The sequence below is a fragment of the Shewanella xiamenensis genome (assembly GCF_014647135.1).
GTDB classification, from domain to species: domain Bacteria; phylum Pseudomonadota; class Gammaproteobacteria; order Enterobacterales; family Shewanellaceae; genus Shewanella; species Shewanella xiamenensis.
On the sequence record NZ_BMOP01000003.1, the window covers coordinates 296524 to 319382 of the forward strand.

Consider the following 22859-nt stretch of genomic DNA (forward strand, 5'->3'; position numbering starts at 1 on the left):
TGATAATCCCAAAGTATCCCGTTTATTGCAACAACTTTAGCTGATATCTTCGCGCCCCTGAAATGCTGATAAATTGTTATTGAGGACTCTCCACCATGAAAGCTTATCGACTTATTCCCTTGGCGGCGTTATTGCCAGCCCTGCTTACAGCCTGCACGCCAGCGGAAAGCTCGGTACAGGCGAGTGTCATCAGACCCGTAAAACTGTTTGAGGTTGCCAAACTCGAGGGTGGAGATTTTAGAACCTTCCCCGCTCGGGTGAGCGCCAATAGCCGCGCAGAATTGTCCTTTCGCATTTCTGGGCAACTCACAGAGTTGGCGCTGGTAGAGGGGCAAAGTGTTAACCAAGGTAGCCTATTGGCTAAACTGGACGACAGGGATGCCTATAACAATTTAATGACCCGCGAAGCAGACCATGAACTGTTAGCGGCGGATTTTCAGCGTAAAACCGAACTCCTAAAGCGTAAATTAATCTCCCAAGCCGAGTTTGATAGCGCCCAAGCACAGCTTAAATCGGCCAAAGCCGCCTTAGCTGCCGCCCGTGACCAGTTAAGTTATACCAAGCTTATCGCCCCTTTTAGTGGCACTGTGGCCAAACGTTTAGTGGATAACCACCAAATTGTGCAGGCTAATCAAGGAATATTAACCCTACAAAACAACCATTTGCTCGATGTGAGTATTCAAGTCCCCGAGTCAATGGCCGCGGGTTTAAACACTTATATCCAGCAGCAAAAGTTTGTCGCTAAAGTGCGTTTTAGTGCATTAGCAGGCATGGAGTTTGATGCGAAATTCAAGGAGTACTCCACCCAAGTTACGCCCGGCACTCAGGCCTATGAAGTGGTGTTTTCCCTACCACAACCCAAGGATATTCAATTACTTCCAGGGATGAGCGCTGAATTAACACTAGCCTTAATGAAAAGCCCAAGCCAAGCAGCATCGGCCATAGTGCCAGTCACCGCTATCGATAAACGCGATCAGGATGGCCGCGTCCAAGTGTGGGTCTATCAAACGCAATCGGGCGAAGTGAAACCCGCTGCTGTCACCTTAGGCCGAGTCACCAGTGAAGGTGTTGAAGTGCTTGGCGGTATTAATAATGGCGATTTAATTGTCAGTGCAGGTGTATCCCAATTATCCGACGGGATGAAAGTCAAACCACTACGCTGGCAGCGCGGAGTTTAATCCATGAATATTGCTGAGTATTCAATCCGCCACAAAGTCATCAGTTGGATGTTTGTATTACTGCTACTCGTGGGCGGTAGTGTGAGCTTTACCGGTCTTGGGCAGTTAGAGTTTCCCGAATTTACCATTAAAGAAGCCCTAGTGATCACCGCCTATCCGGGTGCATCGCCAGAGCAAGTGGAAGAAGAAGTCACCCTTCCCCTCGAAGATGCCTTGCAGCAGCTCGATGCGGTTAAGCACGTAACCTCCATTAACAGTGCGGGTTTGTCGCAGATCCAAATTGAGGTCAAAGAAACCTATGACAAAACGAGCCTGCCGCAGGTGTGGGATGAAGTACGTCGTAAGGTCAACGACACCGCAGGACAACTGCCTCCCGGCACTAGCACGCCCAAAGTCTATGACGACTTTGGCGATGTGTACGGCATTTTGTTTAATCTCTCAGGGCCTGACTATAGTAACCGTGAATTAAGCAATTATGCCGATTATTTGCGCCGCGAACTGGTACTGGTGCCAGGGGTCAAAAAGGTTTCAGTTGCGGGCAGCGTAACTGAGCAGGTTGTGATTGAAATATCACAACAAAAACTCTCGGCACTGGGGTTAGATCAAAGCTATATCCACGGCCTGATTAACAATCAAAACGTGGTCTCCAACGCGGGCAGTTTAGTGGTGGGCGATAATCGTATTCGCATCCATCCCACCGGAGAATTTAGCAGTGTGCAGGATCTCGCACGTCTGATCGTCAGCCCGCCCGGCAGCACTGAGCTTATCTATCTTGGTGATATTGCCCATATAGAAAAAGATTATGATGAAACCCCTGACGTGCTCTATCACAACCGTGGCGAAGCCGCCCTCTCCCTTGGGATTTCCTTTTCAAGTGGCGTCAACGTGGTCGAAGTGGGTAAAAGCGTTAGCGAGCGCCTTGCCGAACTGGAGTCTCAGCGCCCAATAGGGATGAGCTTAGACACGGTTTATAACCAAAGTTTGGCGGTGGATGACACAGTAAATGGCTTTTTGATCAATCTATTAGAATCGATTGCCATCGTTATTGCCGTACTCTTGCTGTTTATGGGTTTACGCTCAGGCTTATTGATGGGGGTCATCTTACTGTTGACCATTCTCGGTACTTTTATCGTGATGAAAGTGCTAGGTATTGAACTGCAACTGATCTCCCTCGGCGCGCTGATTATTGCTTTGGGCATGTTGGTCGATAACGCCATTGTGGTGACAGAAGGCATTTTGATTGGTCTGCGTCGTGGTAAGACTCGCCTCGAAGCCGCCAAACAAATTGTGTCGCAAACTCAGTGGCCACTGCTTGGTGCCACCGTTATTGCGATTATAGCCTTTGCACCGATTGGCTTATCGCAAAATGCCGCGGGGGAGTTTTGTCGCTCACTGTTCCAAGTGTTGATGATTTCCTTATTTATCAGTTGGATTACCGCGATCACCCTGACGCCTTTCTTCTGCCATTTGCTGTTTAAAGATGCCCCCGCAGATGAGGAAGAGCAGGACCCATACAAGGGCTGGTTCTTTAGCATATACCGCGCGAGCTTAACCTTTGCCCTACGTTTTAGAATCGCCAGCATTTTATTAGTCGGTGCCATGCTCGTTAGCGCAGTGATTGGCTTTGGTCATATCAAGAATGTGTTCTTCCCAGCATCTAATACGCCCATCTTCTTTGTCGATATTTGGATGCCAGAAGGTACAGATATTAAAGGCACTGAACGCTTTACCGCCGATATTGAGCAGCAGTTACTCAAGCAAGCCGAGGAACAACATAGTGGCTTAAAACACTTAACAACGGTCATTGGCCAAGGTGCGCAGCGGTTTGTGTTGCCCTATCAACCCGAAAAGGGCTATCCAGCCTATGCGCAGCTCATTATTGAAATGGCAGATTTAGCCTCCTTAAAAGTCTATATGCCAGAGCTAGAAACCTTTTTAAATCAGAGATTCCCGCAGGCACAGTTCAGATTAAAGAACATGGAAAACGGCCCTTCTCCCGCCGCGAAGATTGAGGCTCGCTTCTACGGTGATGATCCCGAAGTACTGCGTACTCTAGGCGCTCAAGCCGAAGCCATCTTCCATGCGGAGCCGAGTATGGACGGTATTCGCCATGACTGGCGCAACCAAGTGACTTTAATTCGTCCGCAATTAGAAAATGCTCAAGCAAGGGAAACGGGGATCAGTAAACAGGATCTGGATAACGCACTGTTAGTTAACTTTAGCGGCAAACAGATTGGCCTGTACCGTGAAACCAGCCATTTACTCCCCATCGTTGCCCGCGCACCCGCCGAGGAACGTTTACAGGCGGACAGCCTGTGGAAACTGCAAATCTGGAGTAGCGAGCACAGCACCTTTGTACCAGCAACGCAAGTTGTAAGCAGCTTCGATACTCAATGGGAAAACCCCTTAGTAAAACGTCGCGATCGGATGCGGATGTTAGCCGTTTTAGCCGACCCTAAACTGGGTAGCGATGAAACCGCCGACTCAGTATTACGTAAAGTCAAAGCTAAGGTCGAAGCCATCAGCTTGCCTGCGGGTTACCACTTAGAATGGGGTGGCGAGTATGAAACGGCGGGCGAAGCCCAAACCGCGGTATTTAGCTCAATTCCACTGGGTTACTTGGCGATGTTTTTAATCACAGTGTTCCTGTTTAACTCGGTACGCCAGCCGTTAGTGATTTGGTTTACCGTGCCATTGGCCTTGATTGGGGTATCGGCGGGATTATTGATTTTCGACGCGCCCTTTAGCTTTATGGCGCTGCTGGGACTACTGAGTCTATCGGGCATGGTGATTAAAAACGGTATTGTATTGGTTGACCAGATCAACCTCGAACTCAGTGAAGGCAAAGCCGCCTATTTAGCTTTAATCGATTCCTGTGTTAGCCGCGTTCGCCCTGTGATGATGGCGGCGATCACGACCATGCTCGGGATGATACCTCTGATCCCCGACGCCTTTTTCGGCTCCATGGCGATCACTATCATCTTTGGTTTAGGTTTTGCGTCGCTGCTGACCCTTATCGTGCTGCCAGTGATGTACAGCTTGGCCTTTAACATCAAACCGAATGCGGTGGCGAGCGAGAAACACTAGCCCGCCACTCCCCCTAAACGCTTCCCGGCGTGGCCGATCGATGCTGCTTATTAGCATCGATTGGCCTTTTCATATTGGGATGTCGAAGAATAGCGGCTAACCCCGATAACTTGAGGCTTTACACAGAGGAAAGAAAGTCGAGCTGAAAAGCGGATTACGCCTTTGGATCTTTGGGTTGCTCGTCTTTATCCACCAATTGATGGCTTTCAGGACGTTTATCGCTAGGGTCGGCCTTATGTTCAAAGTCGCCTTCGTACACATTGCCATCGGCATGTTTATTTTGCTCAAAGGGAGGTTGATCGAAAGGATTTGTTTGTGAGCCAGAATGAGAGCCAAAGGGACCCGCACCAAAACCGCCGTGCATACCGCCTTGTAAGCCCGACACCACTCGCAGTTGCATACGTTTAAACACTAAGGCTGCTATCGGACGACGGGTTAAAGGAGTGAGCAACAATAAACCAATAAAATCAGTCACAAATCCAGGGATAACCAGCAACACCCCCGCCATGGCTAGCATCATACCTTCGACAATTTCTTGCCCTGGCGCCTCACCGCGCGCGAGTTTTTGCTGCACTTGCATTAGAGTACTTAATCCTTGACTGCGTACTAAAGACACGCCCAATACAGCAGTAAATAATACAAGGCCAATAGTGGTCCAAGTACCCAGCACCTCACCCACGCGGATTAACACTGACAGCTCAACAACTGGGATCAGCACAAATAATAAAAATAGGATTAAAAACATACCGACCTCAGATTTATCTTGCTCGTTTGAAAACTAAATGGGGGCAATCCGGTCTTAATTCAAGTCATTAGGGCGCAGACTGCGCTAAAGCGGTGAAACTTCTGATAGTTAGCTCACTCTTTCGTTAAGCCGTTAATGTATGAGACCATAAAAACACGTAAAGTAGCTTAGCCTAATAGGCTTAAGCGAAGTTTAAGATTGTTAGGGGACGATACCCACACTATGCAACCTCAGTATTTAATGGTCAGCACTAGCTGTCCAGACGACGTTCATGCCAATCGCATCGCCCATGCGTTAGTGGAAGCGCGTATCGCGGCTTGTGTGCATATTTCAGCACCCATCCGCTCGGTCTATACGTGGGAAGGAAAAATCTGTGAAGAGCAAGAAATTAGCTTACACATTAAATGTTTACAAACTCTCTATCCAGAGTTAGAACAGCTTGTGCTTAAACTTCACCCTTATCAAGTGCCTGAAATTATTGCCGTACCCGTCACTCACGGGCTACCAGCCTACTTAGATTGGATAAAAGATAACACTCAGCCATGAAAAAACTACTTAGCCTTACCTTTACTGCATTATTGCTTCTCGCGCCTCTCACTCTAAGTGGCAATGCTTTTGCGAATAACTTTGGTTTTCTAAAAAGCGAACCTGAGTTAATGCCCGTTGATCAAGCCTTTGCCTTTGATTTTAAGCAGGAAGGCAATAAGGTTACCCTTAATTGGGTGATTGCAGACGGCTACTACATGTACCGCGATAAACTCAAATTTAGTGTCAATGGCGCTGAATTGGGCACTATTGACCTACCAAAGGGCAAGCCCCATAACGATGAGTATTTTGGTGAACAAGAGGTTTACTACACCTATATCGACATTCCCGTTGGCCTAAAGCAAGCGGATGAAAACAGTACCTTAAGCGTCACCTTTATGGGCTGCGCCGAGGGTAAACTCTGTTATCCACCAACCAAGCGCGATGTCAGCTTAAAACCGGTAGCAGCTAATGATGGGCAAATCGCCTCTAGCGCAGACAGCGGCGAAAATACCAAGCCTGCCGCCACTGACACAGATGCCAAAGCAAGCAGCGCCCCTGCTAAGCCGATTACTCAGCAGGATAGCCTAAGCCAGATGTTGTCTAACGACAGTTTACTCTGGACCTTAGTGATCTTCTTCGGCTTAGGGATTGGCTTAGCGCTCACCCCTTGCGTATTCCCCATGTATCCGATTTTATCGGGCATTATTGTTGGTCAAGGGCAAAAACTGTCGACCGCCAAAGCCTTCACCCTGTCGATGGCCTATGTGCAAGGTATGGCAATCACCTACTCGATTTTAGGTTTAGTCGTCGCGTCGGCGGGGATGAAATACCAAGCGGCGCTGCAACATCCCGCTGTGCTCGTGGTATTAGCCATCCTGTTCTTTGTACTCAGTTTATCCATGTTTGGCTTGTACGATCTCAAACTGCCTTCAAGCTGGCAGGAGAAGATGAACTCGATTTCCAACAATCAAAAAGGCGGCAATCTGATTGGCGTATTTTTGATGGGAGTGATCTCAGGATTGGTCGCCTCGCCTTGCACCACGGCTCCACTTTCTGGCGCCTTAGTCTATGTGGCGCAAACCGGGGATTTATTACAAGGCTTCCTCGCGCTGTATGTACTGAGTATGGGCATGGGCGTACCACTACTTATCATCGGCACCTCGGGTGGTAAGTTACTGCCTCGCGCTGGCGCTTGGATGAATATCATTAAAACCGTGTTTGGCTTCCTGCTGATTGCAGTATCGATTGTGATGCTTGGCCGTATTTGGACGGGCGTGGTTTCCGATATGCTTTGGTCGCTTTGGGGCATTAGCTTCACCGGTTACCTGATGCACCAAAATAAGCTCAGCGCCTTTAACTGGAAACAAACCGTACGCTCAGTGCTACTCACCTTAACCCTGCTGGCAAGCTTCTCCTATGGCTTCCAAGCCGTGATGGGTCACTTTGGCTTTAGCCACAGTCCGGTTGCGACTGCGACAACGACTGAGCAAGCCCATGGCTTTAAACGGATAAAATCCATTGAAGATTTGGACCGCGAAATTGCCGCTGCCACGGCAGTTGGTAAGCCTGTGATGCTGGATCTCTACGCTGACTGGTGTGTGGCTTGTAAAGAGTTTGAAGCCATTACCTTTAAAGACGCCGAAGTATTAGCGCGAATGAACAAAATCGTGCTGCTGCAAGCGGATGTCACTAAGAGTGATGCTGTGGATGTCGCTCTGCTTGAAAAATACAATGTCCTCGGTTTACCGACATTATTGATGTTTAACGAGCAAGGTGAACAGCGAGAAGATTTAAGGGTAACCGGCTTTATGGGTCCCAAGGAGTTTGCAGCTCATTTAGATCACTTGGTGAAATAATCTCGACTAAACGCTAACACTCCTCTGCGGCGTTTTAGCGTAAAATCAACAAAAAGCGGACTTTTTTCATTAAAAGTCCGCTTTTTTATCGCGCTGTCATCGATTTCTTATACAATCCTTGTTTATCGTGGACTTTTTAGATTGGAGCATTATGGAACCAGCTATCCTCATTATCACTCTTATTTGCGGCATGCTCGTTAGCCGTATAGGACTGCCCCCACTCATCGGCTACTTAGTGGCGGGCTTTGTACTCTTTGTATTAGGTATTGAAAAAGAAAGCCTGCCACTGCTGCAAGAACTCGCCAATTTAGGGGTTACGCTACTGCTGTTTGCGATTGGTTTAAAACTCGATATTCGCAGTCTATTTAAGGCTGAAGTGTGGGCGGGGTCGAGTGTGCATTTGATGCTATCGATCCTAGTATTCGTCCCTATTCTCAAAATATTAGGGTTATTAGGATTATCTCAGCTTACCAGTTTAGGGATTGAGCAGTTAACCTTACTGGCATTTGCGTTAAGCTTCTCCAGTACCGTTTTTGCGGTAAAGGTCTTAGAAGATAAAGGGGATATGCAATCCCTGTATGGCCGTGTTGCTATTGGTATCCTGATTATGCAGGATATTTTTGCCGTACTCTTTTTAACCATTTCTAAGGGCGATGTGCCTTCGGTGTGGGCATTTGCGTTATTGTTATTACCTCTGGCCAAACCACTGATTTATAAAGCCTTTGACCGTGTTGGCCACGGTGAATTATTAGTGCTATTTGGATTAGTAATGGCACTGGTTGTCGGCGCTTGGTTATTTGAATCCGTTGGCTTAAAACCGGATCTCGGCGCATTAGTTATTGGTATTCTGCTCGCAGGACATAAAAAAGCCTCTGAGCTGGCTAAATCATTGTTCTATTTTAAAGAACTCTTTCTTGTCGCCTTCTTCTTAACCATTGGTCTCAATGGCTTACCCACGATTTCGGATATCGTGCTGGCTACATTATTAGTACTGTTAGTACCGCTAAAAATCCTATTGTTTGTCTATATTCTTACTCGCTTTAAATTACGTTCGCGCACCTCGATGTTAGGTTCCTTTAACCTAGGTAACTTCTCCGAGTTTGGTCTGATCGTCGCTGCGGTTGCCACCAGCAAAGGCTGGCTACCGTCACAATGGTTGGTGATTATTGCCGTGGCCTTAAGCTTTAGCTTTTTATTAGCAGCGCCGCTCAATGCTACGGTCGGAAATATTTATCAACGCTTCCAACAGCGACTCGTTAGGTTAGAAAAACGCCCATTGCACCCAGAAGATCGCCCCATTGCCATTGGTAATCCACGCTTTTTAATCCTAGGGATGGGGCGTATCGGTAGTGGAGCCTACGATGAACTGCGTGCCCGATTCGACGGTGAGATCCTCGGGATTGAGCATAAGCAAGACCTGGTCGATTTACACCGCGCTAAAGGCCGTAATGTAGTGCAAGGGGACGCTTCCGATACCGACTTTTGGGAGAAGCTTGATAAAGCGCCCAATCTTGAGTTAGTGCTGCTGGCAATGCCGCATCATGCGGGGAATCTCTTCGCTGTTGAGCAACTTAAGAAGCTGAATTATCAAGGTAAACTGAGCGCAATCGTACAATATGGAGAAGATGCCGCATCACTCAGAAGTTCTGGTGTGCACAGCGTTTACAATCTATACGAAGCGGCGGGTGCGGGTTTTGTCGACCATGTGGTTCATGAGTTACTACCAGACTCTGAAACGAAGGCAGTTGCCGACCTAGACGATGACAACAAACAACATTCTGCCGCGGTTTAAGGCGTGTTTACGTTTGTTATCATGAATAAAACTCATCCTATTTAGGTTAAAAATGACTCAGGAAAGGGATTAACCTGAGTCATTACCTCACCCGATAAAACCTATCAAAACCACTAAAAATCAATCACCTTAACGCACTTACACACGCTCAAACATTGCGGCGTTTTTGACTATCGGTTTTCTCTGACAAGCTTATCGTCAATGCCATAGAAAATCTCAGTTACATCGCCGACTTAGTCGTGATATAAATCGAAGACAAGAACGAAATTAGCCCAGCTTTTTTGGAAGTCTTCTCAGCATGTCGAACCCTGCGCAGCGCGCCACCAAGTTATTTGTCCAAACCTTTGGCACTAAAGCCGATGATTTATATCAAGCCCCAGGTCGAGTAAATCTGATCGGTGAATACACGGATTACAACGACGGCTTTGTTTTGCCTGCCGCCATTAATTTTCATACGGTGATTGCCGTTAAACGCCGTGAAGACAACAAGTTTCGCGCCGTTGCTGATGCCTTTCCCGGGCAAATTAAAGAATGGACCTTCGGCAAAGAAACCGAAATCCATCCCGAGGACGGTTGGGTAAATTATTTAAAAGGGTTCACCGCGGCGATGGCCAACACAGGGCTCATTGCCAAGGGCTTAGATTTAGCCGTGGTAGGCGATGTACCGCTCGCAGCAGGATTATCTTCCTCTGGCGCCTTGGTCGTCGCCTTTGGCACAGCCATTAGTGACAGCAGCCAATTGCATCTCTCACCGATGGCAGTGGCACAATTGGCCCAACGTGGCGAATATCGGTACGTCGCATCGGCTTGCAGCATTATGGATCACATGGTTTGCGCTATGGGCGAGCCGGATCATGCCCTGCTCATCGACTGCCTTGACCTTGATAGCGAAGCGATTGCAATCCCTGAGAATCTCAGCCTGATCATCATTGATGCGCATATTGAGAAACAACGATTAGCGGCAATTAGCCAGCAGCGACGTGAGGAATGCGCCCAAGCTGCCGAATTTTTTGGTTTAGACGCTCTGCGCCATCTTGAACTGCGTCAGCTTGAAAGTGCCAAGGATAAATTGGATGAAACCCTTTATCGCCGCGCCAAACACGTAGTCACCGAGAATAAACGCACTCAGAGTGCAGCTCGGGCACTAGAGCAAAATAATATTTCTAAATTCAGCCTATTAATGGCTCAGTCTCATCAATCACTGCGAGATGATTTTGAGGTAACACTGCCTGAATTTGACACTTTGGTGGATATTGTTAGCCAAGTGATTGGCGAACGCGGTGGCATACGCATGACCGATGGCTGCGTGGTCGCGCTCGTCGACCATGAGCTTACCGATGCGGTAGTTTCTGCGGTCGAACAGACATTTTTCGAGCAAACAGGGATAGATGCAACCGTTTATCTCTGTTCAGCAAGTGCTGGCGCGGGCCGTATCGACAGCTAAACACTTAATTGCACCTGCTAACTCTCCCCACGAATACCATACGAATTCAACCATGAATTGTGTGGTATTTGTTGTTTTTAAGAGGCAAAATCAAACGGTTAAATAATCTACGGTAGGCATTTTGACATTGAGGGAAACTAAATGGTGCGTTTCAGTGTATTAGATCCTTGGACCGATCCCCGCGGCGGCGAAATTGAACGCGTGCGGATAGACAATGGCATCATCGCCTTGGAAGTGCTCAGTTTAGGCGGCATTATTCGCGCGCTTTGGACGCCCGATAAACAGGGCGAGCGCGCCAATATCGTTCTAGGCTGCGACAGTGCCGAAGATTACCTGACTCAAAATGCCCACCTTGGCGCCATTGCAGGCCGCTTTGCCAATCGTATAGCCCTTGGCAAGCTGCAATATCAAGGGCAAACCTATCAACTGAATATCAATCAGGCTAGCAACTGCTTACATGGTGGCCGCGAAGGTTTTAACAGAAAGAACTGGCACTTAGGCCCGCTTCCCGATGGGGTAAGATTAACCTTAGTGAGTCCAGATGGCGATATGGGCTTCCCCGGTAATTGCACGGTGCAATTAGACTATCGCCTTGCCGCCAATAATCTCTATGTAGAAATGCTGGCCTCCATAGATAAACCTTGTCCAGTGAGCCTGACGCAGCACAGCTATTTTAATCTGGATGGTACGAGCAATAATTATCAGCACCAGATACAAATCGATGCGACACGCTATTTGACGATGAATGAAGTCGGCATCCCGACAGGAATTGCTGAGGTTAAAGATAGTATTTTCGATTTAACTCAAAGTGTTTCCCTTGGCGAAAAACTTCACGCTCCCGAACTAACAAGCACCCAAGGTTATGATCATTGCTATTTGATGGATAACCCCGATGGTTCACTACGCCGCTTTGGTTGTTTAAGCAGTCCTGTCAGCGGCCGCGCCATGACGGTATTTACCAATCAGCCTGGCGTACAACTCTACTGCGCTAACTTTTTAGCGGGAACCGTGGGACGAAACCAACAAAGTTTGCACCAACATCAGGGCGTGTGTATTGAACCGCAAAAGCTGCCTGACTCGCCCAATCAACCGCAATTGGGTGATGATGCCTGGTTAGTACCAGGGAAAATCTATCATCATATTAGTCGATATCAATTTGATATTGTTGACTAAAGTTGAAATGAACATCTGTAGGAATTAAAAAGAAAGGCTGGTAAGGAATAAAGTCGTTTCATTCCTTACCTTTATCCAATGTTGCCGAAGCAAATTGGATATTAATCGTCGAAATCATCGCCCCAATCTTCATCGAAATCAGCACCAATTGCATCGGTTTCGATTTCAGGCTCAACCTCAGGTTTAGCCTTACGTACTGGGCCAGAATCCTTAACGTTGTTCAGATCAATACGAGCTTGATGCTTGCTCATAAATTGAGCGCGAGCCGCTTTCCATGCACCGCTAAACTTAGCCTCAGCAGCTTTTAATGCGGCCTCATCTAAGTCGTATAGGTTCACTTTTACTATGTCTTCTACATACTCAACAATGGCATCACGGTCGGTATTGTAGAGGTAAATTCGTCCAGGGGAAGCCTCTGGCAGCTGGTTGTCGTGGACGACAATCGCATTGCCCTTCGATGTTCTCAGCTCACCATACCAAACCTGTTTCTTTGCTGTGTTATACATATATGCCAATACCCTTAAATCAACACATACACTATGAGTTTTTTAGTCTGAATAAGCGAAGCGACGCTTGCTTTGATCCACGAATAGCGCCGGAAAGTCTCTGACGTTTTCAACTGGGTATTTTTACAGAATATTTTCGATAATCAATGCCTCAAACCATGAAATTTTCACTTATTACGCATTAATTTCGGCCAAAGTCTCTAAAAAAATTTGTCACTAACGACTTTAGTCTAAAAAAACATCACATCAAGTTTTAATTATGCACCTATAACCATTAAATTATTGAAGCGATAAGAGGTTACAACTTGTAGCTGAGTTAATTCAAAATGTTAATACCACTTTGCCCCTATGTTCGCCCGACTGCATTAATCTATGGGCCTTAGGCGCATCGTTCAATGGGTACGTTGCAAAAATATGCGGCACGATTTGCTGGCTATCAAGTAATGGCCAAACACGTTCGTGTAATTGCCTTGCGATTTCAGCTTTGGCTTCAACCGTTTGTGGTCTTAGGGTTGAACCTGTCCAGACAATTCGCTTAGCCATCAGCTGGAGAATATTAACCTCAGCTTTAGGACTACGTTGAGTTGAGACCGACACCATACGCCCATCCAACGCGAGAGCTTGCAAATTGAGGTTAATAAAATCGCCACCCGCGATATCAAATACCACATTAACGCCTTTACCCTGCGTAAAGCTCATGATTTCTTCGACAAAATTCTGAGTGTTGTAATTGACAACAAGATGGGCACCTAATCCTGAGCAATAGTCGCGCTTTTCATCCTGCCCAGTAGTCGCAATCACTTGCGCACCAAGACGATTCGCCAGCGCAATCGCCGTACTGCCAATGCCACCAGAGCCACCGTGTATCAAAACGGTTTCGCCAGCCTTGAGTCCGGCGCGCATAAATAAGTTACCCCAAACGGTAAAAAAGGTTTCAGGTAACGCGGCAGCTTGCACCATGGAAAATCCCTTTGGAATCGGCAAACAATGAGCGGCATAGGTCAAGGTGTATTCGCCATAACCGCCACCAGGGACTAAAGCACAAACCTTATCCCCCAGTTGCCATTGAGTCACGCCTTCACCTATGGCGCAAATTTCACCAGCCACTTCAAGCCCTAAAATTAACGATGCTCCGGGTGGCGGCGGATAGGCTCCAGCCCTTTGCTTGAGATCCGGCCCATTCACCCCAGCCGCACTTACTCGAATAAGAACTTGTCCGGCCCCGACAACCGGTAAGGGTGAACGGGAAAGTTGCATTACCTCTGGCGCACCGGATTGTTCAATATGTATATGGGCATAATCTTTTGGTAAATCTGACATAGCTAACTCCTTGTACAACTTTGGGATTTCGGCTTATCGCTGCAAACATAGCGGCATCATACTCAGGTTAAAACATATTAACCCAAACAATGTTGGAATGAACTTTGTTGACCGTTAGCGAGGTAACAAAAGGACGCCAGCAACTTGAATGAAACGATGCCACATTAAAACAATTGCCGTCTACATTACCAATCTTTATTAACCGCACGATAGTTCAATAAAAAATACAATAAAAACATAACGATAAAAACTATGTGAAAAAATTGTAAATTTTTATCGATTTATATTGGATATTTTATGCAATTTATTTCATGATATTTCGGCGCTAACTGAATTAGACAAGCATTAAATTCAGTTGGACCAATGAGGTCCGAGGTTAATTGCTGTAATACATCGGATAACGCCCAAGGAAGATCTGCTTTGCAGATAAAAATAACTATGGATACACCATGAAACAGACCCTACTTTTCGCGGCTATTAGCTTAGCCATCGCTACACCCTCGCTCGCCCATAACCATTCACAACAAGATCCAAACCATTCAATACAAGCGAAAAACACAGCAATCCCTAGTGCGCTAGCACCGTTAGCTTCGCCGTCAGCGCCACTCAATTTTGATGTAAGCCATCGGCCGTTATTACCCAGCAACAACTTGATAGCCTCCCCAAACGAGCCGACACACTCTGAGTACCTCGATGCACATTCTGCACAACAGCAGGCGTTGATCGAGAACTCTCCGAGATCAAAAGTCAGCCGCTTTGCCGCCAATGCCGACTGTAGTAACTTTGTTGGTAAATCGGGCCAAGCCCTGTTAGATGAGCTAACACAGTCCACGCCACAGTGTGTCGGTAAGCTATTTAATCTCAAGGGAAGCGACGCAAGCAGCGTATTTAGTGAGGCGAATGTATCCACAGTTGCTAATGCGATTGCGGCCAAGGCGCCCCAATACACTGGCGTGGATAACCAAGGCATTGAGTCACATATTTACTTTGTACGCGCCGCGCTTTATGTGCAGTTTTACAATCCCAGCGACGTACCCGCCTACAGCAGCGCGGTAAAAAACAATTTAAAATCAGCGCTTAATGCACTTTTTGCCAATAACGCGATTTGGACACTCTCCGATGCCAATGCAAGCGTGCTCAAAGAAGCACTGATCCTGATTGATTCGGCTGAACTGGGGGCCGATTTTAACTTTGTCACCCTCAAAGTGCTTAATGACTACAACAGCACATGGCAAGCCAGCTTTGCAATGAATGCGGCCGCCAATACCGTATTTACCACCTTATTCCGCGCCCAGTGGAATACTGACATGCAGGCACTGTTTGCCCGAGATCATGCCATTTTAGATGCGCTCAACCAGTTCCAACTTAACCATAGGGACTTACTCGGCACCAATGCTGAATATGTTTTAGTCAATGCTGTCAGAGAGTTATCTAGACTGTACTACATTGATGCCATGCGCCCTAAAGTGACCCAATTGGTCAAAAATATCTTAAATAGCACCAGCAAAAATGATCCCAGTAAGGTGCTGTGGTTTGCTGCCGCCGAGATGGCAGATTACTACGATCGCAGCAACTGTAATGCTTATCAGATCTGTGGTTTCAAGGCGCAATTAGCCGCCGATAGCTTACCGTTCAATTGGAAATGCTCCGACAGCCTCAAGATCCGCGCCCAAGATCTTTACCAAGATCAAGCTAAATGGGCATGCGGAGTATTAAGTCAGCAAGAAAGCCATTTCCACACGATACTCGAAACCGGAATGCAGGCGGTCGCACAGGATAACAATGATGATTTAGAACTGGTGATTTTTGGCAGCTCGTCAGAATATCAATCCCTTGCCAACAGCATTTTTGGGATCAATACCAACAATGGAGGCATGTATTTAGAAGGCTCTCCCGCAGGACTTAAAAACCAAGCGCGCTTTATTGCCTATGAGGCCGAGTGGCGACAACCTGATTTTCATGTGTGGAACTTACAGCATGAATACGTGCATTACCTCGATGGCCGCTATAACTTGTTTGGCGATTTCGGCCGCAGCGTATCCGCCAACACAATTTGGTGGATTGAAGGATTAGCGGAATATATTTCATACCGAGATGCCAACCCCGCTGCCATCGCCATGGGGGAAACGGGCGAGTATATGCTCTCAACCATCTTTAAAAACACCTATGACTCTGGCCAAGATCGCATCTACCGTTGGGGTTACCTCGCCGTACGCTTTATGTTTGAAAACCACCGCGATGATGTTCGCCAGATCCTAACCTTCCTGCGTAATAACCAATATGCTGAATATCAAGCATTTATGGATTCCATTGGCACCCGCTATGACAACGAATGGCGCGGCTGGCTCACCAGTGGTTTAAGCACCACCAACAATGGTATTGTCGATAAAGGCCCAAGTGATGAACAGGCTAATGCCAGTGGTCGCGAAGGTAACTGGGCAGGCCCTGCGGGCACCATCAGCAAAGATTACTCGCCCTGCCAAGTCAGTAACGAAGCATACCGCTATAGCGAGTCAGCCAGCCTCAGTCTTGAGGTACCTATGGAGTGTATTGACGCCAAACAAGGCCGAGCCAGCTTTAGCTTTGCCAATAGTGATCGCTCGGCTCAGGATATTTGGATCAAAATTGGCGGTGGTTGGGGTGATGCCGATATTTATTACGATTCAAGGGGATGGGCAAGTGCTGAAAAAAATCAGGGCTATGGCATCGGCAACGGTAATTACCAAGTGATCAAAGTGAGCCTAAACCCCAATGAACTTTGGCACTATATCACCCTAGAAGGCGATTTTGGTGGTGTTGATATGCTAGTGAGTACCACTGAGTTAGTTGCCGATACCGATCCCGACTTAGGTGATGGCGGCGATACTGGTGGTGAAGTACCCAGCAATTGCGGTGCCGCAACCATCAATTACGGCAAGCTAACCCTCGGAAAAGATGAATGCCTTAGCGGTGGCCGTAATAGCTTTTATTTCTGGGTCGATGCTGACAACAGCCAATTTAGTGTCAGCACAATCGGGGGAACAGGCGATGCCAATATTTACTTTAATGCCAATACTTGGGCAAGTGCGAGCAATGCCCAAGCCAGCAGTGTAAATCCAGGCAACAAAGAGTCCTTTAGCTTTACGGCAAACCGTGGCTGGCGATATATCACGGTTGATACCACGAGTGAATTTAGTGGCGTGACCTTCAACCTTAAAGCCGGTGGTGGCAGTAGCGTTCCTAATCAAATTGCCAATGCCTGTGCGACTAAATCACCCGTGAGCTATACCCAACTCACGCCGGGTGATGCCGTCTGTAGTGCCAATGGCCGTAATGACTATTACCTGTGGATTCCCGAAGGAACAAGCCAACTAGAAGTACGCTCGGCCCACGGAACTGGAGATGTCAGCCTTTACTCGGGCCGCAGCTGGGCCAATGCCCAGCAATATGAAGCCGCCTCAACAAACGCTGGCAGCACTACGGAGCAAATCAAGGTCAATAATCCCAGTGCTGGCTGGTATTACATTACGCTCCAAAGTGAAAGCCAAAGTACAGGTGTGGCCCTTCAAGTAGATTTACGTTAATCAGCCGCACTATAGCGGTAAAAGCTAAAAGCAAAAATCCCTGCTCGGCAGGGATTTTTATTATTTCAATTGGTTAGCACACTATGACAGTTTTAGCATTGCCTCAAACTCACGCGCTTGTAGTGGTCAATTGTTTGATAAACCAGCCATTGTTAACCGCGATTAAAAGTAGAAGTTAATATGACACAGAATGATGAATGGTCTCAGCAGCACGATTAAGGATGGGAGTCCAGATTTACTATGTACAAACCACCTTGTTTAAGGCTTAATCAAAGCATAGCTGGATGTTAACTACCGCGCTATTAAGGTTGGGTGTCCTGTTTTGTGCTTTTTTTTGAGTGATGAGATAACTGCATGCTAGGAACATCAAAAAAATACGCATGGTCATCTATGTTGATGACAACACAATTGTTCATAATTATTCGAATGCCATATTGTTTTTCTATTTTTTCACTAATAGTTGAAGCCCGTTGATACGCAGCTTTGGAGCCTCTTTTCAAACTCTGCCACATATATGCTAGATATCCAATTCCAAATAAACCTATCCCTGTCGCAAACTCAGTATTAAGGAAACTAGCTACTAACGACGCACCACCTTTGAATAGAAGCTCAGCATATAGGAGTGAAGCAATAACTAACCCCCAGATAAATTTTTCTGATTTCTGAGAATCGGCAAAAGCTTTATCAGTTAAATTCCCGTACCATTGAGCTTGAGATGTAATATTCTCAGTGTCTTCTTTACTTAGAGGAGTAACCAAAAAGTCGTTAATATGTGTAGTCATTCTAATTAACCTCAACTCGGGATAAGAAAATTTGAACTAATGGCCCTCCAAGAAAATTGGCCAAAAATCTGGCCACCCATTTTAAATTAACAAAAATTTGGCCACCCATTTTAAATCAACAACATAATGCACTTTCCGTTTGCCTGCAACCAGCTCTAGCTCAAATGATTTGAATGAGAGTCATCAAAAGTCGTTGAGACTGCATCTGAGGTAATAGATTGAGCTAATTCATTAAAAAATGGTTTATTTCAGACGAGGTAAGTCATCCCATAGTGCTTGGGAAGTGTTAGGCAATGATTGCTGTCGAAGGGATATAGTCGCTATCTGTTGCAATGAAAGTGCTGACAGCTTGCGGCAAAGTGCCGTCGTCGCTTTTCAAGATGTTTGCAGTAATCGGTTAGTGCTTGCAAGGTTCCCACGGGGCCATGAAATAGCTTGCCAAATTCGGTGGTCAGTTTGAGCCAATTGTCATGGGGGATATTTAATCTGTTCAGTAACTTACCGCTACTTTCACTGATGTATCCACGTTTATCATTGCGAATGATTCGCCCTGTATCTTCCACCAATTGAAGGTAATCCGTTAAGGCAAACGCAATGCCATTGGGTTGGTTGTCGTGCTCATTGCCAATAAAAGGCAGGAGATTGCTCGGCTGTTCACCTTTTAATGCGGCCCGAATACGTAGCTGAATGCTGGTATGGTCGGATTGTTCAGGTGTATCAGCGAGTTGTGATCTAATGGGACTTTCTTTTAATAAAGAGTAATCAACATAAGTCATGCAGGCTAACACCGCAGCTTCATCGAGTAGGGCTTGATTCTCTATAAAATAAATGGGGAAACCGACCTTCCCAGAACCTGCCTGTGCAGTTATCTTCTTGATTGGCTTGCCTTGCAATCGGTTCATTGAGACAGCGCATAAACCAGCTAATGTCGCATAATCGACTGCGATAAAGGGCGATTGAATGCTTTAATCTGCTCACCTCATGCGCTTCAACTAACTCACCTTTAACGAATTTTTGTGTTAATTCATCGCCTTTAAACAACTTATGCCACTGCTCAAGCACTTCGCGGTCTGTCCAACGATTGGCCGTCTCGATATCGACTCGCAGCACCACATGCAGATGATTCGACATCACAGCAAACGCGGCCACATCAATAGCAAAAACAGCTGCAAGTTCGAACAATAATGACTCTACCCAACCACGGCGATGGTCATAGTTTTTACCTGAGTAACTATCATCACCACATAAAAAAGCCCGCCGAACAACGCGGCTACAGCAATGGTAATAGGGACTGATGTTAAGGTGAGAGTTCAAGACTTATCTGAGTTCTACGAGGGCGCGGCATACAAACCTCCTTGTTCAATGCTTAACCAAAGCATAGTCGAAGGTTAACTACCGCGCGATTAAGGCTGGGTGTCCAGTTTTGCCTTTGCCTGTTTTGCCTGCTCAACACTTGGGATAAGATCGCGGCTACGCGCGGCCTATCCTTATTTGTTATGTTTTCTTGCTAATTTCATTTAGAAACTCTTGCGGATTATGGACGAACTTAGCTGCATTGGACTTTTTAATGGCATTTTTTAACTCGAACTCGTTGGCCTCAACCACTGACTTAAGCTCTGGGAAGAATAACGCACAATTGAGAGAATTGGCCGCTTTAACCAACTTGATAATAATTTCGTTTAGCTCCTGATTCAGATCCAGCCGTATATGGATACCATCGATTGCATCGTCCTTTAACCATACCTGAATGTCGCTATATTTTTCACCTCCCCAGGTCAGCAGCTTCTTATGCCATGACTTTGATGGAGGTAGAATGTCTCCAAGTACATCTTGAAACGCTGAGTCAAGCTTCCAGTCTCTCCAAGCAATCTCGGTATCGTAGCCTTCTTCATCGTAAAGTGAAGATGAGCTATAGCTATTTTCCTCAGCCCAAGTGGCTGGGATTAATACGACTAAAAATTGCCAAGTAGCCATGACTCTCCAGAAATATAACAACCCGCGTAAGCGCGCGAACTTGTGAGCATCGACGCAGCCGAAGACTGCAAATGACGCAGCTTGTTATGACTATTTTTGCTCATGATATAAAACTGACTTTATTAACGGGCGATAGAAAAATAAGACGAAACATACAAAAAATACAGTAACTAAAGACTTGCGAGCTAAGTAGTTAAGTGCGATACAGCACCTTAACCACATGCCAGCCAAACTTGGTTTTAACGAGATGTGGCACCAGTAGCTCACCGGAAAAAGCGACTTTATCGAACTGCGGCACCATTTGCCCACGCTTAAACTCACCGAGATCGCCGCCCTTTTTCGCTGAGGGACATGAGGAATAACGTTTCGCTAAGGCGCCAAAATTAGCACCGTTATTCAATTGCTTAATAATATCTTCCGCCTGCTCTTTGTGTTTAACAAGGATATGCACTGCGGCTGCGGTTTTAAACATCTTGCACTCTCTTTATCAAAAACAGCGGTGCAATTAAGTTGCACCGCCGTTATATCTTTGCCTATGAAAAATAAGTATTACTGACCCAAAATCTTCTGCCACCACTGCAACGGCTCGCCGCAGTTTTTAGCTGGATTATAAGTGCCTCTCAGGGCGGGTAATGCCTCAGTATTACTGCATCCCGCTTCCTTGGCTTCACCCGTATCTCGGTCAAAATAGCCTTGGATCACACCCGATGGCGGAATAGAACGCAGCCCAATGGGTGGACGCTCCTTCAAGAAGGCTTGGTATACCGCCATCGCACCGCTGCTACCATAAAGAGTGGTTTTACCATTATCGTCGCGACCGACCCAAATCGCAGCCACGTTACGCTCATCAAAACCGGCGAACCAAGAATCACGGCTATCGTTACTGGTACCAGTTTTACCCGCCAGCGCCACACCGGGGAAGGCATTGCCTAAGCGCGTTGCCGTACCCGAGCGCACCACTTGCTGCATGGCATATTGCACCAAAAAGTCGGTATCTGGCGTAATCGCTTGCTCTTTGGCTGAACGCGTTACGGGTAAAGGCTGATTATCACTATCGAGCACGGCGGTGACTGTGGTGAGTTTACGGTAAGCGCCGCTATCGGCGAGGGTTTGATAAACCTGCGCCACCATTAAGGGCGAGCCATTCACCGCGCCCAGTAGCATCGATGGATATTCGTTAAGCGGCTCCGACCAGCCCGACTTAGCCAAGGTGGTTGCCACGGCATCGACCCCAACGGCAATCCCAAGGTTTACCGTCGGCACGTTCATCGATTTTTTAAGCGCCGTTAACAACGAAACTTGGCCGCTAAAGGTCTTATCAAAGTTCTGCGGTGACCAGGTTTTGCCTTGCTCATTCTTTAGGGTAATCGGCTGATCTTTAAGTGGCGTGGCCAAAGTAAATTGACTATTTGGTGCCAAAGCGGTGGCGTACACAAATGGCTTGATAAGCGAGCCAATCGGTCTGCGGATCTCCACTGCGCGGTTATAACCGTCAAAGCCCGGCGTTTTATCACCCACCATAGCCGCGATACCGCCAGTGTATTTGTCGGTGACCACCATACCAATCTGCAACGACTTATTGCCCTTATCTAAGCTCTTAAAGGTTTGAGTCACGGCAATTTCGGCGGCCTCCTGCGCCATTGGATCGAGTGTGGTATAAATCTTCACCCCAGATTGTTTTAATAACGCATCGCCGTAGCGCTCATTAACCTCTTGTTTAACCAAGGCATAAAACGCAGGTAATTTTTGATGCACAGGCTTATTGGCATTACGCAAACCTAAGGGCGACTCCACCGCCACCTTGTATTGCGCGGTAGTCAGCTCGCCCGACTCCATCAATAACCGCAGCACTAAATCGCGGCGCTCTAAGCTGCGCTCTGGGTAGCGCCATGGGTTGTAGTAAGATGGCCCCTTAATCGCCGCCACTAAAAAGGCTTGCTGCGCCGTGGTTAACTCACCGATGGGACGACCAAAATAGAATTGCGAAGCCAGCCCCATACCATGCACGGCACGGGATTTATCTTGCCCCATATACACTTCGTTGAGATAAGCCTCGAGAATTTCTTCCTTGCTGTAACGAAAATCAATAATTACCGCCATTAAGGCTTCGCGAACCTTACGCAACAATGAGCGCTCGCTTGAAAGAAAGAAGTTTTTCGCCAACTGCTGGGTCAGTGTCGAACCGCCCTGCACGGTACGCCCTGCGCTGATATTTACAAAAGCAGCACGCAGAATCGCGAAGGGGTTCACCCCGTGGTGCTCGTAAAAACTGCGGTCTTCCACCAGCAATAGTGCCTGCACAATATGTTTGGGCATATCTTCGGTAGAGACAAAGAGCCTGTCTTCGCCATCGCCGGTGATCATGCGGTCAAGTAAAACGGGTTCTAAATGGAATACCGCTAACTGGCGCTTATCCTCCATTCGGGCAATAGAGCTGACGCCTTCGCTATCGAAGGTGATCATCACTCGCTGTTCTGGCTGATCGCCTTCGGGATGTAAAAAGGGTCGACGCCATAATTCGATTTTGGTGCTCGATGCCGAAAACTCGCCTACCTCGCGGGGGTTCGCCACTTTGCGATAGCCAAGTAGTTTTAACTCGGCCATCAACTGTGGATGACTCACCGCTGCTCCTGGGTATAAGGCCATGGAACGGCTAAAAACTTGTGCAGGTAAATGCCATTTTTGCCCTTCAAACTTACGGGCGATAATTTGGTCGAGGTAAATACCGTAGAAGGTCACAACGGCGAGGCCGATTAAGGCGAGCTTCCAGGTGAGCGACCAAATTTGCCCAAATAGGCCACGGCTTCGCTTCGCTTTACGTTGGGCTGGCGCTTTTTTTGTCGTATGAGTTGTCATATCTACTTCATCATTTATGCGTTAACGGCATCAGTCACAGGCACAACACAAGGTT

Annotated in this window: 15 protein-coding genes and 1 pseudogene; 8 read left to right on the top strand and 8 right to left on the bottom strand. The window is 47.0% G+C overall.

Translation table 11 applies throughout. The features are described 5' to 3' along the window. Nucleotides 1-95 precede the first annotated feature (95 nt). Together IEY09_RS04530 and IEY09_RS04535 are read left to right on the top strand one after the other, a co-directional pair. Nucleotides 96-1178: an efflux RND transporter periplasmic adaptor subunit gene (locus IEY09_RS04530; RefSeq protein WP_188870028.1), complete on the top strand. Its 1083-nt coding sequence runs from the start codon at nt 96-98 to the stop codon at nt 1176-1178. Between the two features lie 3 nt (nt 1179-1181). Next, nucleotides 1182-4265 carry an efflux RND transporter permease subunit gene (locus IEY09_RS04535; RefSeq protein ID WP_088586156.1) on the top strand — a complete coding sequence of 1028 codons (3084 nt, stop codon included), beginning with the start codon at nt 1182-1184 and terminating at the stop codon, nt 4263-4265. A gap of 154 nt (nt 4266-4419) precedes the next feature. On the opposite strand, the gene IEY09_RS04540 is transcribed toward IEY09_RS04535, so the two are convergent. Next, nucleotides 4420-5010 carry an FxsA family protein gene (locus IEY09_RS04540; RefSeq protein ID WP_188870030.1) on the bottom strand — a complete coding sequence of 197 codons (591 nt, stop codon included), beginning with the start codon at nt 5008-5010 and terminating at the stop codon, nt 4420-4422. Nucleotides 5011-5232: 222 nt separating this feature from the next. On the opposite strand from IEY09_RS04540, the gene cutA reads away from it, so the two are divergent. From cutA to IEY09_RS04565, 5 genes are all read left to right on the top strand, one after another. Continuing rightward, nucleotides 5233-5556, top strand: coding sequence for a divalent-cation tolerance protein CutA (gene cutA, locus IEY09_RS04545; RefSeq protein WP_188870032.1), 324 nt, complete (start codon nt 5233-5235; stop codon nt 5554-5556). Then, nucleotides 5553-7394 (top strand): protein-disulfide reductase DsbD, encoded by a 1842-nt coding sequence (locus IEY09_RS04550; protein ID WP_188870034.1) that lies wholly within the window; start codon nt 5553-5555, stop codon nt 7392-7394. Before cutA ends, IEY09_RS04550 begins: the two co-directional genes overlap by 4 nt. Nucleotides 7395-7545: 151 nt before the next feature. Continuing rightward, nucleotides 7546-9186 carry a cation:proton antiporter domain-containing protein gene (locus IEY09_RS04555; RefSeq protein WP_037430346.1) on the top strand — a complete coding sequence of 547 codons (1641 nt, stop codon included), beginning with the start codon at nt 7546-7548 and terminating at the stop codon, nt 9184-9186. Nucleotides 9187-9484: 298 nt separating this feature from the next. Next, a complete protein-coding gene (gene galK, locus IEY09_RS04560; RefSeq protein ID WP_055647537.1) occupies nt 9485-10630 on the top strand; it encodes a galactokinase in 1146 nt (381 codons plus the stop codon). Between the two features lie 141 nt (nt 10631-10771). Beyond that, nucleotides 10772-11803: an aldose epimerase family protein gene (locus IEY09_RS04565; RefSeq protein ID WP_188870036.1), complete on the top strand. Its 1032-nt coding sequence runs from the start codon at nt 10772-10774 to the stop codon at nt 11801-11803. A gap of 101 nt (nt 11804-11904) precedes the next feature. Here the strand turns inward: IEY09_RS04565 and IEY09_RS04570 are convergent, their stop codons facing one another. Together IEY09_RS04570 and IEY09_RS04575 are read right to left on the bottom strand one after the other, a co-directional pair. After that, on the bottom strand, nt 11905-12309 hold the full coding sequence (locus IEY09_RS04570) for a hypothetical protein (RefSeq protein ID WP_037414254.1): 405 nt from the start codon (nt 12307-12309) through the stop codon (nt 11905-11907). 321 nt (nt 12310-12630) lie between these two features. Beyond that, nucleotides 12631-13629 (bottom strand): NAD(P)H-quinone oxidoreductase, encoded by a 999-nt coding sequence (locus IEY09_RS04575; protein WP_188870038.1) that lies wholly within the window; start codon nt 13627-13629, stop codon nt 12631-12633. 449 nt (nt 13630-14078) lie between these two features. Here IEY09_RS04575 and IEY09_RS04580 point away from each other — a divergent pair, with 449 nt between their 5' ends. After that, nucleotides 14079-17192 (top strand): M9 family metallopeptidase, encoded by a 3114-nt coding sequence (locus tag IEY09_RS04580; RefSeq protein ID WP_188870040.1) that lies wholly within the window; start codon nt 14079-14081, stop codon nt 17190-17192. A 302-nt stretch (nt 17193-17494) separates the two neighbouring features. Here the strand turns inward: IEY09_RS04580 and IEY09_RS04585 are convergent, their stop codons facing one another. From IEY09_RS04585 to mrcB, 5 genes and pseudogenes are all read right to left on the bottom strand, one after another. Next, nucleotides 17495-17974 carry a hypothetical protein gene (locus tag IEY09_RS04585; protein ID WP_188870042.1) on the bottom strand — a complete coding sequence of 160 codons (480 nt, stop codon included), beginning with the start codon at nt 17972-17974 and terminating at the stop codon, nt 17495-17497. 320 nt (nt 17975-18294) lie between these two features. Continuing rightward, nucleotides 18295-19319, bottom strand: a pseudogene (locus IEY09_RS04590) (transposase). A gap of 149 nt (nt 19320-19468) precedes the next feature. Next, on the bottom strand, nt 19469-19948 hold the full coding sequence (locus IEY09_RS04595) for a hypothetical protein (protein ID WP_188870044.1): 480 nt from the start codon (nt 19946-19948) through the stop codon (nt 19469-19471). A 193-nt stretch (nt 19949-20141) separates the two neighbouring features. Beyond that, a complete protein-coding gene (locus tag IEY09_RS04600) occupies nt 20142-20420 on the bottom strand; it encodes a peptidylprolyl isomerase (protein WP_011070961.1) in 279 nt (92 codons plus the stop codon). Nucleotides 20421-20497: 77 nt separating this feature from the next. After that, the gene (gene mrcB, locus IEY09_RS04605; RefSeq protein ID WP_080612339.1) at nt 20498-22804 is read right to left on the bottom strand and encodes a penicillin-binding protein 1B; all 2307 of its coding nucleotides are present in this window, start codon (nt 22802-22804) and stop codon (nt 20498-20500) included. Nucleotides 22805-22859 lie beyond the last annotated feature (55 nt).